This is a genomic window from Kitasatospora sp. NPDC127116 (genome assembly GCF_042677365.1).
Taxonomy (GTDB): Bacteria; Actinomycetota; Actinomycetes; order Streptomycetales; family Streptomycetaceae; genus Kitasatospora; species Kitasatospora lactacystinica.
Map to the genome: position 1 here is coordinate 37423 of NZ_JBHXTL010000070.1, position 15095 is coordinate 52517.

The 15095-nt window shown below is 74.2% G+C and carries 10 protein-coding genes; 5 read left to right on the forward strand and 5 right to left on the reverse strand.

Annotation, left to right across the window (positions count from 1 at the left end):
• Positions 1-38: 38 nt before the first annotated feature.
• On the forward strand, positions 39-4310 hold the full coding sequence (locus ACFVHV_RS26015) for an NEW3 domain-containing protein (RefSeq protein WP_380353873.1): 4272 nt from the start codon (positions 39-41) through the stop codon (positions 4308-4310).
• A complete protein-coding gene (locus tag ACFVHV_RS26020) occupies positions 4307-5005 on the forward strand; it encodes a hypothetical protein (RefSeq protein WP_380353875.1) in 699 nt (232 codons plus the stop codon). The genes ACFVHV_RS26015 and ACFVHV_RS26020 overlap by 4 nt, the downstream gene beginning before the upstream one ends.
• Before the next feature lie 151 nt (positions 5006-5156).
• Here ACFVHV_RS26020 and ACFVHV_RS26025 read toward each other — a convergent pair whose 3' ends face one another.
• Positions 5157-5684: a DUF6879 family protein gene (locus ACFVHV_RS26025; protein ID WP_380353878.1), complete on the reverse strand. Its 528-nt coding sequence runs from the start codon at positions 5682-5684 to the stop codon at positions 5157-5159.
• Between the two features lie 270 nt (positions 5685-5954).
• Between ACFVHV_RS26025 and ACFVHV_RS26030 the strand changes: the two genes are divergently transcribed.
• On the forward strand, positions 5955-7001 hold the full coding sequence (locus ACFVHV_RS26030) for an alcohol dehydrogenase catalytic domain-containing protein (protein WP_380353881.1): 1047 nt from the start codon (positions 5955-5957) through the stop codon (positions 6999-7001).
• A 42-nt stretch (positions 7002-7043) separates the two neighbouring features.
• Here ACFVHV_RS26030 and ACFVHV_RS26035 read toward each other — a convergent pair whose 3' ends face one another.
• Positions 7044-8273, reverse strand: a complete 1230-nt coding sequence (locus ACFVHV_RS26035) for a serine hydrolase domain-containing protein (protein ID WP_380353883.1) — start codon at positions 8271-8273, stop codon at positions 7044-7046.
• Between the two features lie 244 nt (positions 8274-8517).
• Positions 8518-10131, reverse strand: a complete 1614-nt coding sequence (locus ACFVHV_RS26040) for an FAD-dependent monooxygenase (RefSeq protein ID WP_380353885.1) — start codon at positions 10129-10131, stop codon at positions 8518-8520.
• An 86-nt stretch (positions 10132-10217) separates the two neighbouring features.
• On the opposite strand from ACFVHV_RS26040, the gene ACFVHV_RS26045 reads away from it, so the two are divergent.
• Both ACFVHV_RS26045 and ACFVHV_RS26050 read left to right on the forward strand, forming a co-directional pair.
• On the forward strand, positions 10218-10853 hold the full coding sequence (locus ACFVHV_RS26045; RefSeq protein WP_380353888.1) for a CGNR zinc finger domain-containing protein: 636 nt from the start codon (positions 10218-10220) through the stop codon (positions 10851-10853).
• A 328-nt stretch (positions 10854-11181) separates the two neighbouring features.
• Entirely contained in the window at positions 11182-11547 is a 366-nt protein-coding gene (locus ACFVHV_RS26050) for a hypothetical protein (RefSeq protein WP_380353890.1), read from the forward strand.
• 262 nt (positions 11548-11809) lie between these two features.
• On the opposite strand, the gene ACFVHV_RS26055 is transcribed toward ACFVHV_RS26050, so the two are convergent.
• A complete protein-coding gene (locus ACFVHV_RS26055; RefSeq protein ID WP_380353892.1) occupies positions 11810-12160 on the reverse strand; it encodes a hypothetical protein in 351 nt (116 codons plus the stop codon).
• A gap of 14 nt (positions 12161-12174) precedes the next feature.
• Positions 12175-15095 (reverse strand): polymorphic toxin-type HINT domain-containing protein (locus ACFVHV_RS26060; protein WP_380353895.1); only part of this gene is annotated, 2921 nt, incomplete at its 5' end.

The following is a 15095-nucleotide window of genomic DNA, read 5'->3' on the forward strand; positions in this document are numbered from 1 at the left end:
GGCCCGCGCTGCCCTGTCAGAGGAAAGGAAGCACCCCCGTGCCGGTCACCATCACCGCCGTCGAGAGCACCGATCTGTTCGTCGGTCCCGAGGACGCCCCGCGCCAAGTGCTGCGGGTGACGCTGGAGGGCCCGGCCGCCCGGATCACGGTCAGCGGCCCGGGCGTCCGCGGCGAGGCGACCGGCACGGGCCTGGTCGAGGTCCCGCTGGAGATCGGCGGGGCCTCGCCCGGCGAGCGGCTGCCCGTCACCGTGCGGGCCTCGGAAGCCGTCGCGGAGGCGAGCGTGGACGTCGCCGAGCCCGGCTGGACGATGTTCCTGGTCTCGCACTTCCACTACGACCCGGTCTGGTGGAACACCCAGGCCGCCTACACCTCCCCGTGGGAACTGCTCTCCGCCGACGCCACCACCCGGCCGCTGTGGGAGCGCAACGGCTTCGCCCTCGTCGACGCGCACCTGGACCTCGCCCTGCGGGACCCGGTGTACAAGTTCGTGCTCGCCGAAGTCGACTACCTGAAGCCGTACTTCGACCAGCACCCGGAACGCCGCGAGACCCTGCGGCTGCTGCTGGAACGCGGCCAGGTCGAACTCGTCGGCGGCACCTACAACGAGCCGAACACCAACCTCACCGGCGCGGAGACCACCATCCGCAACATCGTCCACGGCATCGGCTACCAGCGTGACATCCTCGGCGGCGACCCGCGGACCGCCTGGCAGCTCGACGTGTTCGGGCACGACCCGCAGTTCCCCGGCCACCTCGCCGCGGCCGGCCTCACCGGCAGCGCCTGGGCGCGCGGCCCCTTCCACCAGTGGGGCCCGATCCAGAAGAACTTCCGGGAGGCCAAGGACGACGCCCGGGTGATGCAGTTCCCGAGCGAGTTCGAGTGGATCGCCCCCGGCGGCGAGGGCGTGCTCACCCACTACATGCCGCACCACTACTCGGCCGGCTGGTGGATGGATTCCTCCCCGGACCTCGCCGCCGCCGAACAGGCCGTCTACGAGCTGTACCGCAAGCTCAAGCCCGTCGGGGCGACGAAGAACCTGCTGCTGCCGGTCGGGACGGACTACACCCCGCCGAACAAGTGGGTCACCGAGATCCACCGCTCCTGGGCCGCCAAGTACCTCTGGCCCCGGTTCGTCTGCGCCGTCCCGCGCGACTTCCTCGACGCCGTCCGCGCCGAACTCGCCGCCACCGGACGGCGGCCCAGCCCGCAGACCCGCGACATGAACCCGGTGTACACCGGCAAGGACGTCTCCTACATCGACACCAAGCAGGCCCAACGAGCCGGCGAGGTCGCGGCCGTGGACGCGGAGAAGCTCGCCACGCTCGCCTCCGTGCACGGCCTCGGCCGCTACCCGGCCGCCGCGCTCGACAAGGTCTGGCGCCAACTCGCCTACGGCGCCCACCACGACGCGATCACCGGCTCCGAGTCCGACCAGGTGTACCTGGACCTGCTCGGTGGCTGGCGGGAGGCGTACGACCTGGCGTCCGGCGTACGCGACGCGGCGCTGGACGCTCTCGCGGGGCGGATCTGCACGGCGGGGGCGGGACCCACGGCGGGGGCGGGACCCACGGCGGGCGCGGGACCCATGGCGGGCGCGGGGCCCATCGCGAGCGCGGGGCCCACCGCGGGCGCGGGCTCGGCGATCGTGGTGACCAACACGCTCTCCTTCGACCGGACCGACCTCGTCACGGTCGAACTGCCGGACGGCATGCGGTCGGTGCGAGTCCTCGACGACCGGGGCGAGCCCGTGCCGAGCGCCGTCGACCGGGGGGCGCTGCGCTTCCTGGCCGCCGAGGTGCCCGCGCTCGGCTGGCGCACCTGGCGACTGGTGGAGGGCGAGGCGGAGCAGCCGTGGACGGCGGCCGACGGCTTCGTGATCGAGGGCGACCGGTACCGCGTCACCGCCGACCCGGCACGCGGCGGCGGCCTCACCTCGGTCCACGACCTGCCGAGCCGAAGGGAGTTGATCCAGGAGGGCCGGATCGGCAATGAGCTGCGGGTGTACGAGGAGTACCCGCAGCACCCCGACTTCGGCGAGGGCCCCTGGCACCTGGTGCCCAGCGGTCCGGTCGTCGGCTCGGGCGACGGCGAGGCGTCCGTCCGCCGGGAGACCGGGCCGCTCGGCGAGCGCCTCGTGATCGAGGGCACGGTCGACTCCGTCCGGTACGAGCAGACCGTCACGCTCTGGCGCGGCCTCGACCGGGTGGACTGCCGCACCCGGGTGGTGGACCACTCCGGCGCCGACCGGCTGCTGCGGCTGCGCTTCCCGGTGGACGTCCCCGGCGGCCTGCCGGTCAGCGAGGTCGCGGGCGCGGTCGTCGGGCGCGGCTTCGCGATGCCGGACGTGGACTCGGCGGAGGCGCCGTGGACCCTGGACAACCCCGCCAACACCTGGTTCGGGCTCGGCGCCACCGCGCGCGTCGACCTCACCGACGCACTGGGTGCGCCGGCCGGCTCGCGCGCCCTCGGGGTGGCGGAGGTCGTCGTCCCCGCGCTGGACGACGCCGCCGACGCCCGTCCGCTGGTGGTCGCGCTCGCCCGGGTCGGGGTCACCGCCACCACCTCGGGGGCGGACTGGGCGCGGTACGGCTGGCTGGAGGTGGACTCCAACCTGCCGGACTTCCGGATCGTCGTCGGTGGGCCGGAAGCCAACGATGCCGCCCGGGAGTTGATCTCGCTGGCGGGGGAGGAGTACGCCGCCGTCCTGAAGGCGCACGGCGCGGTGTGGGTGCCCGCGGTGACCCCGCTCGCCGAGGTCTGGCGGCCGGACGCCGACCTGCGCGACCTGCGGGCGCTGCCGGCGCTCGTCGTCTCCGACGTGGCGGCGCTGGTCGACGACCTGGCCGACGCCCGGATCACCGCCGTCTGCCCGTCCCCGGTCCAGGAGCAACTGGCCGAACACACCGTCGCGTTGCTGAGCTTCGGTCTGCCCGGCTTCGCCGTCGACACCACCGGCGCCCTGCACCTGTCGCTGATGCGCTCCTGCACCGGCTGGCCCTCGGGCGTCTGGATCGACCCGCCCCGGCGCACCCTGCCCGACGGCACGTCCTTCCAACTCCAGCACTGGACGCACGAGTTCAAATACGCGCTGGTGGGAGGGGACGGCGACTGGCGGGACCGCACACTGCCCGCCCAGGGCCAGGAGTTCAACCACCCGCTGTACGCCCGGATCGCCCCGGCGCAGGACGGGCCGCTGCCCGCCACCCTGTCCTGGCTGCGGGTCGAGCCGCAGCGCGAGGTGCTGCTCGGGACGCTCAAACCGGCCGGCAACCCGATCGCGCACGGCTCGACGTCGCCACTCGGGCGCGAACTGACCGTCCGGCTCGTCGAATCCACCGGCCTCGGGCGCACGGCGCGGATCGGCGGCGCGCTCGGCCTGGGCGAGATCCGGGCCGCGGACCTGCTGGAACGACCGCTTCCCTCCGGCGACTCCGCTCTCGACCTCGCCGGTTCGCAGATCGCCACCCTGCTCGCGACCCCGGCCGTCACCGCCCCCGCGGCCGCGACGGACCTCGGCCCCACCGCGGAACCCGCCCAACCCGTCCACGCCCGCTACTGGCTCCACAACCGGGGCCCGGCCCCGCTCGGCTACCTGCCGGTGTCCGTCGGCGCCTCGCCCGGGCTGCTGCGAACGGCGGGGGAGCCGGTGACGCTGTCGGTCGCGCTCTCCTCCCAGCTCCGCGATGCCGCCGTCGAGGGCACGGCCGTCGTGCTGCCGCCCGAGGGCTGGACGACCGGCCCCGGCAGCCGCCCGTACCGGCTGGAGGCCGGCGGGCACCTGCGCTTCCCGGTCACCGTCACCCCGCCGGCCGGGGCCGAGCCCGGGCTGTACTTCGCCGCCGTCCGCATCGAGCACGACGGCCAGCGGATCGAGGACGTGGTGACCATCGCCGTCGGCGAACTGCCCGGCCTGCTCCCCGCACCCGGCGACACTCCCGAGGACTGGACGATCGCCCAGGGCACCAAGGCCACCACCGGCCGCGACACCGGGCTGGACGTCGAGGTCTCCACCGAGACCCTGCGCGTGGCCCCCGGCGGCCGGGCCACCCTTTCCCTCGTCCTCACCAACCGCACGCGCGGCGAGATCCGCGGCGAACTCCAGCTCGTCTCCCCGTGGGGCACCTGGGAGGCCGTCGCCGACCCCGTCCGCGGCTTCACCGCCCCCGCCGGCACCGCCACGACCGTCGACTTCCCCGTCACCGTCCCCGAATCCACCGACCCGGGCTCGTACTGGGCCCTCGCCAAGGTCATGTGGTTCGGCCGCTGCCAGTACGCCCCGACCGTCGCCCTGGTGGTGGAGGCATGACCACGCTCGGCCTGCTCGACGGACGCCCGCTCCCGCGGACGGCACTCGACCAGCGCCTCGCCGCCCTGCGGAACGGCCCGCGCGCCACCGCCCTGCCGCAGCCCGGCAGTTCGGAGGACCGCCAGCTCACCCGATGGGTCGCCCAGGTCCTGCTGACCGAGGCGCTGTGCGAGGCGGTCGCCGCCGAACGCCGGCTGCCCGTGGCCCCCGACGGCCCCGCCCGCCTCGACCAGCAGGCCGCCGTCGAGCTCGGCTCCATCACGGCGGCCGCCTTCGAGGGCAACCCGGCCGTCCGCGCCGTCTACGCGGCCGTCACCGCCGACGTCGAACCCTCACCCGCCGACATCGCCCACTACCGCACCATGACCACCCGCCCACCGGCGGAGCGCTGGCACCTCGCCCTCCCCGACGGCGAACTGGAGGCCGACCCGGACACCCTCCCGACCGCCCTCGCCGAAGCCCTCCGCGCCGCCCCGCCCGGCACATGGGTCACCGCCGGCCCCTGGAAAGCCGCCCTGCTCACCGTGACCACGCCCCCGGAGCCCCCCGACCCCGCCCCGACCCTCCGCGACGCCGCCCGCCGCGCCGCCTTCGTCCGCTGGCTCGACCACGCACGCGCCCGACGCCTCACCCTGGTCGAAGGCCTGGAACACCCCGGCGACCCCGCCCAACCCGACAACCACCACCGGCACTGAGAACCGCGCACCTCGCCCGCCGTGCCTCGGAGAGAGGCGCGGCAGGCGTCCGGTGCCCGTGGCGTCGGACGGCGAACCTCTCGACGGTGAACCTCTCGACGGTGAACCTCTCAACAGTGAACTACTCGACGGCGAACCTCTCGACGGCGAACTACTCGACGGTGAACTTCTCGTGGGGGACGCCCGCCGCCCAGACGGCCTCGAAGGCCGCGGAGCAGAGGTCCACCGCGGCCCGGTCCTCCGTGAAGGCGTGGCCCGCCCAGTCGCCGTCGCCCGTGAACCAGTGGAAGAGCACCAGTCGCCGGTCGATCAGCCAGAAGTCGTTGCCCGGGAGGGCGATGGTCGATGCCCGGCTCCGGGGAAGCCACCGGACCTGTTCGCCGGCCGCGAGGTTGACGGGGGTGACGGCGTGCTCGTACCTGATGTAGTCGGTCACCGGCTCCGAGACGATCCGGGCGCGGCGCAGGACGACACCCCGGGAGACGGCATCCTCCACCAGGGGGATCCACGTCGGCCAGAACGAGGTGTTCGGGTCGTTGTCCACCTCGCCGGTCCTCCTGAAGCGGTCGAAGGGCTCGACCTCCTCGCCGACCGAGTAGGTGTCGCGCATCTCCAGGTGCGCGGCGGAGCGCGTGGCGCCCCTCAGCAGCTCGGCGAAGTCGGGTGCGCTCTGCGTCATCACAAGCCTTCCTCGGGGTCGGGACCGTTCCCAGCGGGACGCGGACCACATTCTCGCCGCCGGGGCACCGACGGTGCGGCCTTTCGCCCGATGACGCCCGCCGGGCCCGGGAGTCGGTGCGGCGGGCGTGCGCGGACAAACGGCGGCGGAGGGACGAAGCTGGTGGGAGCGCCGGGGCGAGTGACGCCCGCCGCCCGCCGCCCGCCGTTGGCCTCCGACATCCGGCCTTCGGCCTTCGGCCTTCGACTCCGTACGGAAGGGTTCTCCACCATGGCTGCCACCTCGTCCACCTCCTCCGACGGCCTGCAGCGCGCCGTGCTGGTCGCAGCCCCGGGGGCGGCGCCCGAACTGTCCGAGGTGCCGGTCCGCGAACCGGGGCGCGGGGCGGTGCGCGTCGCCGTCGAGGCGTGCGGCGTCTGCCACTCCGACCTCCTGATCGCCGGTGGCGCCCTGCCGGGCACGACGTTCCCGGTCACCCCCGGTCACGAGATCGCGGGCCGCATCGACGCCCTCGGCGAGGGGGTGGAGGGCTGGAAGGTCGGTGACCGGGTCGCCGTCGGCTGGTACGGCGGCAGCTGCGGCCGTTGTGACGCCTGCCGTTCGGGTGACGGCATCCACTGCCCCGAGCTGCAGGTCCCCGGGGCGGCCTACCCCGGCGGTTACGCCGACAGTGTCGTCGTCCCGGCCATGGCCCTGGCCGCGATCCCCGACGGGCTGACCGCCGCCGAGGCGGCCCCGCTGGCCTGCGCCGGGATCACCGTCTTCAACGCCCTGCGCCGCTCCGCCGCCGGGCCCGGCGACACGGTCGCGGTCCTGGGCCTGGGCGGGCTCGGCCATCTGGGGGTGCAGTTCGCCCGCGCGATGGGCTTCCGTACGGTGGCCGTCGCACGCGGTGCGGAGAAGGAGCCGCTGGCGCACGAGCTCGGCGCCGAGCACTACATCGACAGCACCGCCGGCGACGTCGCCGGGGCCCTGCGGTCGCTCGGCGGCGCGAAGGTGGTCCTGTCCACGGTCACCAACGCCGACGCCATGTCCGCCGTCGTCGACGGGCTCGGTCGGCGCGGCGAGCTCGTCGTCGTCGGCGTCTCCGCCGACGCCCTCTCGATCAGCCCGCTGCAGCTGATCACCGGGGACCGGAGGGTCTACGGCCACTCCTCGGGCACGGCCGTCGACACCGAGGACACCCTGCGCTTCGCCGCCCGCACCGGTGTGCGGGCGTGGATCGAGGAGGTGCCGCTGGAGGAGACCGCGGCTGCGGTGGCCAGGATGGCCGGCGGCCGGGCCCGCTTCCGCATGGTCGTCACCACCGGGCGCTGATCCCCGGCCGCCGCACCCTGGTTGCCGCGCCCGGGCCGCGGATCACCGCCCGGGGGCGGTCCCGCAGGCGGCCGTGGTGAGGAAGGCCGTGACGGCGGTCTTGGCGGCGCGCGGGTCGGAGCGGTCGAACGGGTTGTGGGAGAGCGCGAGTTGGCGTCGGCCGTCGGCCGTGCCGGCGGCCATCGTCGAGTAGCCGGGGAGGTCTCCGCTGTGGCCCCAGAACACCCCGCACGGGGTGTCGAAGCGGGCCAGCCCCAGCCCGTAGCCGCGTCCCGGTCCGGCGTCCGCCGTCCTGGTCATCTCGGCGAGTTCGGCGGGGCGCAGCAGTCGGCCGTCCAGGAGGGCGGCGATGAACCGGTCGAGGTCGGCGGCGCTGGAGATGCCCTGCCCGGCGGCGCCCATGACGGACGGGTTGAGCTCGGTGACGTCCACCGGTCCGGTCGAGAGCTTCACGTAGCCGTGGGCGTGGGGGCCGGGCAGCCGCGGCGACAGGCCGGGCATGGTGGTGTCGCGCAGTCCCAGTGGCCGGATGATCCGCTGCTCGACCTCCCGCTGCCAGGGGTGGCCGGTGACCTTCTCGATGAGCAGGCCGGCGAGCAGGTAGTTGGTGTTGGAGTAGTGCCAGCCCTGCCCCGGCGGGAAGTACGGGGCACGGCCGTTGGCGAGCGCGAGCAGGTCGGCAGGCCGGTAGGTGTGCCAGCGCGGTCCGGCCAGCCAGCTGCGGTACTGGTCCTCGTCCTGGGGATCCATGCCGGGAGCATCGGTGTAGTTGTACAACCCGCTGGTGTGGTTGAGCAGTTGGCGGACGGTGATGGCCGCGCCGTTCGGCACCGCGCCGGGAAGGCGGGCGTCGACCGGGTCGTCCAGGGCGATGCGCCGTTCGGCGGAGAGCTGGAGCACGACGGTGGCGACGAAGGTCTTGGTGACGCTGCCGATCCTGAACCGGGCGTGCGCGGGTACCGCCGCTCCGGTGACCGGGTCGGCCACCCCGGCGCGCCCGCGCCAGACGGTCCGCCCGTCCTGGCGGACCTCGCCGACGGCGGCCGAGGAGCCGCCGTCGACGATGCCCTGCAAGGTGGTGCGCAGCGCGGTGGACTCGGCACTGTCCGGAAGGAACTCACCCTCCTCGTCGGCGGGTTGGATCACGACCGGGGGCCCGGCGGAGGGCGCGGCAAAGCCCGTCGTGGCGCCGGCGCCGAGCAGTGCGGTGGCGGCCAGGAGTGCGGCGGCCGAGCGGATGCCGGCCCTCGATGTGCGCGGATGTGGCGTCATGTCTGCTTCCCTCCCCTGTCGGGGGCGCGTCGCCGCCCCTCTTGCCGAGTCTGCCGGTGGGCTTCCGGCCGCGGCATCCACCGGAGGTGCTGCCCGGCATCCTCCCCGGGGCTGGTCGAGCCCGAAGTCACCGTTCTGCAGGTGTACTTCACCCCGCATGGAGGTCCGGGGCCGGGGTCGGAGCAGGAACGGAACGGGCAGGGCGGCGTGGCGGGACGCGCTGTTTCCCCGTGCGGCCGACATATCATGACGGACCATCAGGAGATGGTCGTCCAGAGGTTCCGGAGGTTCCGGTGTCCGGCGCGGACAGCACCCGTCGCAGGACGGCGAGCAGCCGCCCGTCCTCGGCGGGAGCCTGCCGTGCCCGCCAGGCGATGTGGCCGTCCGGGCGGACGAGGACGGCGCCGGTGGGCGGGAGGCCGGCGGCCCCGGACCGGTCGGGTGCCGGCAGTGCGTGCACGGTGACCGGCAGTCCTGCCGCCGCGGCGGTGGCCGCCTGTCGCCGCCAGGCGGTGTCCCCGGCGGCCGTGAGGAGGGTGAAGCCCGGCCCGACCAGGTCCAGGGTGGACACGGCCCCGGGCGGGCCGGCGAGCCGCAGGTGGGGCAGGCGGGTGCCGGGTGTGCCGTCGGGGTGTTCGAGGCCGGAGAGGCCGGGGTCCAGGGGTGGGAGCGCGGGGTCGGCCGGGTCGGTGAGGACCGCCGTCGAGCGGTAGGCGGCGGTGAGCAGCAGTTCGTCGTCGATCCGGTAGCCGGCCCGGGCGCGGGAGTTGGCGAGCGAGATGTCGACGACCTGCCGGGCCACCGGGCGGCGTTCGGCCTCGTAGGTGTCCAGCAGTGCCTCGCCGGCCGTCCCGGCGGTGACCGCCGCGAGCTTCCAGGCGAGGTTGTCCGCGTCGCCGATGCCGGTGTTCATGCCGTGCCCGCCGGTCGGCGGCACCACATGGGCGGCGTCGCCCGCGAGCAGCACCCGCTCGCGGCGGTAGGTGTCGGCGAGGCGGGCGTCCATCCGCCAGGTCATGGTGTCCTGGACGGTGACCGCGAGCTCGGGCAGCCCGGCGGCGTCCCGGACCAGCCGGGCGAGCGCCCGGTGGTCGGCCGACAGGGCGGCGGCGTCCTCGCGTTCGGGATCGTACGGGTACTGGTAGATCCACTGCCGGTCGTTGTCGACGGCGAGGAAGCCGCCGCGGCCCGGTTCGGTGAGGAAGTACGAGGCGCTGGCGCGGTCGGCGACGACCTCGCCGAGCGGCGCCTCGAAGCGGACGCTCAGGTAGTGGCCGAGGCCGGTCGGCCCCGTCATCGCGATCCCGGCCGCCTCGCGGACGGTGCTCGACGCGCCGTCGCAGCCGACCAGCCGGTCGGCGCGCACGGTGCGGCGCTCGCCGGAGTCCCGGTCCTCCAGCAGGGCGTGGACGTGTCCGTCCCGTTGGGTGAAGGAGAGCAGGCGGGTGGCGAACCGGACGCTGCCCGGGGCGAGTCGGCGGGCGCGCCGCAGCAGGACGGCCTCCAGGGCGTCCTGGGAGCAGATCAGCCCCGGGGAGGGGGTGCGCTCGGCGCTCTCCGCCGGGCCGCCGGCCAGGCCGGTGCGGACGAAGTCCGGGTCGACCAGGTCACGGCCCCGGTAGAAGAACACCTGGGAGGCCGGGAGTCCGGCCCGCCGGATCTCCTCCTCCAGGCCGCACCGCCGGAAGACCTCCATCGAACGGGCCGACACCCCGCGGGCCTTGGGGTGGCGCGAGGTGCCGGGGTGCGCCTCGACGAGCAGGTGCGGCACGCCGTGGCCGGACAGCAGGACGGACAGGGTCAGGCCGACCGGGCCCGCGCCGACGACGAGCACGGACGTGGTCTCCGGGAATTGCATGCCACCACTCCTCGGTAACGCCTAATGGGAGTTTTTGAAGTTACCATGGTCCGGACGGCAACCCCTCCGAGATTCCTAGGCGACCCATGGCCCGGTCCGACTCCCCGCCCCCGCGCAAGCCCCTGCCCAAGCCCAAGTCCAAGTCCGAGTACGAACCCAAGGCCGCGTCCGAGTCCAAGCCCCAGGGCGCCGACGCCGGCAACCCCCGCGGTCTCCACTTCCTCGCCGAGCTCGCGAACACCGTCCGCGAGGACCCCGGCGCGGGCGCCGCCGAACTCCAGGCCCTCCTGGAGCGCCACGGCGGTCCGCCCTTCCGGCTCACCGACGCCGACGCCCGCGAACTGCGCGAGGCCACCGCCGAGGTGATCGCCGTCCTCGACACGGACGACCCGGACCGGGCGGCCGAACTGATCAACGCCCTGCTCGACCGCCACCCGGCCAGCCCCCGCCTGGTCCGCCTCCCCGGCCGGCCCTGGTCCCTGCACACCCGCGCCCCCGCCGACGCCGGCCTCACCCACTGGCTGCTCTCCACCGCCGCCCTCGCCCTCGGCCTGTGGCTCGGCGAACGCGGCGGCTGCGCCTGGGGCCGCTGCGCCGCCCCGGGCTGCGAACGCTTCTTCATCGACACCGGCCGCCGCACCCCGCAGCGCTACTGCACCCCGCGCTGCGCCACCCGCGTCCGTGTCGCCGCCCACCGCGCGCAGCGGGAGGACCGGGCCTGAGGGCGGGGGTGGAGGCCGTTCCCCGCCCCCGCCGCGGCCGAACCTCCGCACTGGGTTCGTACACCGATCCGGGCCGGCGACCCCACCCCCATGGTGCGGGACGTACCCCTTGGGTCGCCCGTACCGGCCCGGTGCCCCCGGGGCGGTCCGCCGCCGCCCGCGCCCGACTCCCCCGTTGACGACGGTCGTTCGACTACGTCACGCTCGTCGGACCGCCGAGGACGGGCCGTCGGCCGTACCGCGGGCCGCGCGCCGCGAGCCGCGAGCCCTCGCGCCGCCCGACGCCCCGGCCCGGATGTCCACCGTGCACCCGTGTGGAGGTACCGCCATGTCCAAGCGCCGTCTCGCCGTCCCCGGAGCCGCCGTCGCCGCTCTGACCCTCGCCGCCCTGATCCTCCCGGCCACCGGCGCCCACGCCGCGCCGCCCGCCGACTCGTGCACCCAGAACTGGAGCGTCAGCTCCGGCGAGGGCTACGCGAACGGCAAGTGGTGCAACAACAACACCAAGGTCGTCGGCACGGTGCACGACACCAAGGCGGACGGCCGCTGTCCCTACGTGCGCGGCAACCTCTCCAACGGCGGCCGCGTCGACAGCGACTGGGCCGGCGGCAAGGGCAAGTCCCGCGCCATCACCCTCTACGCCCCCTCGGGCACCCGCTTCACCAGCGTCACCATGCGCTACATCGGCTGCTGACACCACCGGGGACGGCCGCGCCGCCGGCGTCGCGATCACCGTCACCCCGTCACCCGAGGTCAGGCAGCGCGTGGCCGGCGCCGTCGACGCCGCCCTCCGCGGCGGACCGGGCGGCGCGCCGCACCCCGGCCCGACAACGCGCCGGCCGGGAAAGCGCGTAGGCCCCCTCCGGGTTCGGAGGGGGCCTACGGCCGAGGGGAAGGGCGTCCTGCCGGACGGAACCGGCAGGACGCCCTCACGCCTCGGGATCAACGGAGTCGTGTCACAGGCTCACGAGCTGCATGCGGCTGCACACGACGAACCCCTGGTGGGTGCCGTCGGACAACAGCAGGGTCCGGAAGAACTCGCGGTCCTCGTCCGAGATGTCCGCGAATTCGTCGATCTCGGGGACCCCGTCGACGACCTCGGACACGTGCAGCTGGTCGAAGCTCCGTCGGAGCTTCATCGCCAAGACGTTCTTGAACTCCAGTTCCAGGGCCGGCTTCGTGTCGTCCTCCCAGGTCCGCAGCACCAGGCAGCGGTGCGACACCGAGTAGGACCAGGGGCGGAAGGCCCGCCCGGTCCGCAGGGGCAGATCGTCGATTCCTGCCAGGAACGTCATCCCGTTGGTCATGCGAAGGGCTCGTCTCAGTCGAAGGGGCTCGTCGTCTCTACACCGTCCAGGTACCACTTCACGCGATCCCGTACCTCCTTCGGCGCAGCCTTGATCATGGCCAGCTCCCAGCCCGTGAAGGGCTGCACGGGAACCGCCATCCCCTCCTGTGCCGCGGCCCACTCCCGTGCCAGATCCTTCCCGAAGCCGGTGAGGTTGAAGACGATTTCGGTGTCCTTCCCCGGGGCGAGCGCGTCACGGACGGTCTGCTTCCAGTCCGTGCCGTCGGGGAATTGCATGTACGACTCGGACTTGGTGAGCTTGATGAACGGGCTCATCAGGTCCTTGCCCTCCAGGGTTTCGCTGAGACCGAGGGCGAGACGCTTCGGGCAGTAGTTCGTCGTGTTGTGGACCAGGACCGGCAGGTCACCGGCCAGCACGTAGTACGTGTGGAGGTCCTCGACGGTGAGGTTGTAGGCGGGCTGGAGGGTGTTCCAGTTCCGGACGTCCTCGATGCGCCGGGGCTGTCCGGCGGGGTCGCGCAGTTCGTCGCCGGTCCTGAGGTCGGCGGCGTCGGTCCAGGACTTCCGGTTCTCGGACCAGAAGGGGTGGTGGCCGGTGCTGGTCAGGGACTGCCCGGCGCCCAGGGAGATGTCGGTGAAGTCGCGGTCGTCCGGGGTGTAGATGGTGGCCGACACCCGACGGGGACCGGCGACTCCGGTGGTGGGGTCGGTGGCGAGGACCTCGTCGCCGACCTGGACGGTCTCGATGGCGCGGGTGGAGCCGTCGGCCATCAGGACGCGGGTGCCGGCCGGGAAGCTGTTCAGCGGGCAGGTCGGCGGAGGAAGACGGGTGACGAGCTTCTTGATGAACTCGACGGCCTTCTCGCCCCAGGAGCCGAACTTCTTGGCCCACTGGGCGAGCTTGGCGACGGCGGCACCGTCGCCGATGAAGGGGATCGCTCCGATGCAGGAGGTGACCGCGTCGGTGGTGCGGCCCTCGACGGCGTAGTAGGCGCAGTTGACGAGGTCCGCGATGTCGGCGAGGCCGGGGGCGATGACGCCGCCCGCACCGCCGATGACGTCGAGGGTGAGGTGGATGCTCTCGGAGAAGAGGTGGTAGAGGTAGCTGACGTTCTCGCTGTCCTCCTTCGCCTTCTTGATCTCCTCCTCGATCGCCGCGATCGAGTCCTGCTTCTCCTTGGCGGCCTGGGCCTGCTTCTCGGCCTCCTTGCGCTCGGCTTCGAGCTTGGCGAGCCGGGCCTTCTCCTCCGCGTCCCGCCGCGTCTCGTAGGTCGCGTGGGCGTTGTCGGCGGCGGTCTGGGCGGCCGTCGCGTCCTGACCGGCCGCCTCGGCGGAGCTGCGGGCGGCGCTCGCGGACTCGTTGGCTTCGGCCGCCGACCAGCGAGCCTGCCGGGCCGACTGCTCGGCCCGGTTGGCGGAGTAGACGGCCTTGGCGGCGTCGCGGTTGGCGGAGGCCTTGGCGGCGTTCGCGCTCTTGGCGGCCGCTGCGGCCCTGGCGGCGTCGGCCTGGGCGGCGTCGGCGGCGGCCTGGGCCTTGGTGACGTAGTCGGCGGCGGTGTTGGCCGAGGCCTGGGCCTGGGCGGCGTAGCCGTTGGCCTCGGCGGCGGCGCCGCGGGCGGTGGCGGCGGCGGCCTGGGCCGTGGCCGCGTTCTTCTGGGCGGTGGCGGCGGCGGCGGTGGCCTCGGCGATCAGGCCCTTGACGTCGGCGACGTGGACGGCGGTGAGCCGGTCCTTCTGCTGGGCGGTGAACTGGCCCTGGGCCACGAAGGTGCGCAGGTCCTGGACGGGGCCTTCGAGGGCGACCTTGGCCGCGGCCTTGAGCTCGGGCTCGGTGTCCGGGGCGTCCTCCAGCCGGGTGGCGACGAGGCGGTCGTCGGCGGCCTGCGCGTCGGCCAGGCCCTTGCCGAGGAAGTCCCGCAGCGCGGCGGGGGTGTTGACCCGCAGCGCGGCGTCCGCCGCGGCCTTGACTGCGGGGCCGGCGCTGTCGCTGACGCGGGTGATCGTCAGCCGGTTCTCCGGCGCCGCGGCATCGAACTGACCACTGGTCAGGAAGGCGTTGACCTGGTCCGTGGTGCCCTGGAGTGCGGTGTAGGCGGCGGTGCGGACCCCGTCGCTCTCCGAGTCCCCGTAGATCTTGGTGGCTCGGTCGCGGGCGTCGTGCTCCTCGGCCTGCTTGCGGCCGGCCTTGAGGTAGGAGAACACGGCGGCGTCGTTGCCGGTGAGAGCCGCGTCGGCCGCCGCGGATCCCCAGGTGCTCGACATCTTGCGGGAGACGAGGGCGAGCTTGCGGCCGTCGGTGGCGACCTGCGCCGGGGTGGCGCCGGGCTGGTTGGCGAGGGCGGCGAGGCGGTCGGCCTCGGCCTTGGCCTTCTGGACGTCCTGGGCGGCCTGGTCGGTCTGCGCCTGCTTGTCGGCCTGGTCGGCCTTGGCCTTGCGGGCCTTCTCCACGGCGGCCGCGGTGCGGTTGGTCAGGTCCTCGGCCTCGGTGCGGCGGGCCAGGTCCTGGATCTCGTTGGCCTTGTCGACCGCGGTCTGGGCGTCCGCGGCGAAGCCGGAGGCGGCGTTCGCGTGGTCGGTGGACTCCTGCGCGGCGTTGCTGCTCTGACCGGCGTGGTCGGCGGCGTCCCGGGCGGCCTGCGCCGCCGCGGCGGCGTGCTCGCCCGCGGACTTCAGGAGCGCCGCGGCCGCGTCGGCCTTCGTGACGGCCTCGGCCGCCAGTTGCTGGGAGGCGGCGGCGGCGCGGCCGGCCTCGGCGGCCGAGCGGCGCGTCGCCGCCGCGGCCTGCTTGGCCTTGGCGGACTGCCCGCCGGCGCTGTCCGCGTAGGCACCGGCCTGTTCGGCCGAGCCCGCCGCGGAATCGGCGTTGCCCTTGGCACTGAGTGCGGCACCCGCCGCGTCCTTGCTGCTCTTGGCGGCCTCGTTCGCCTTGACGA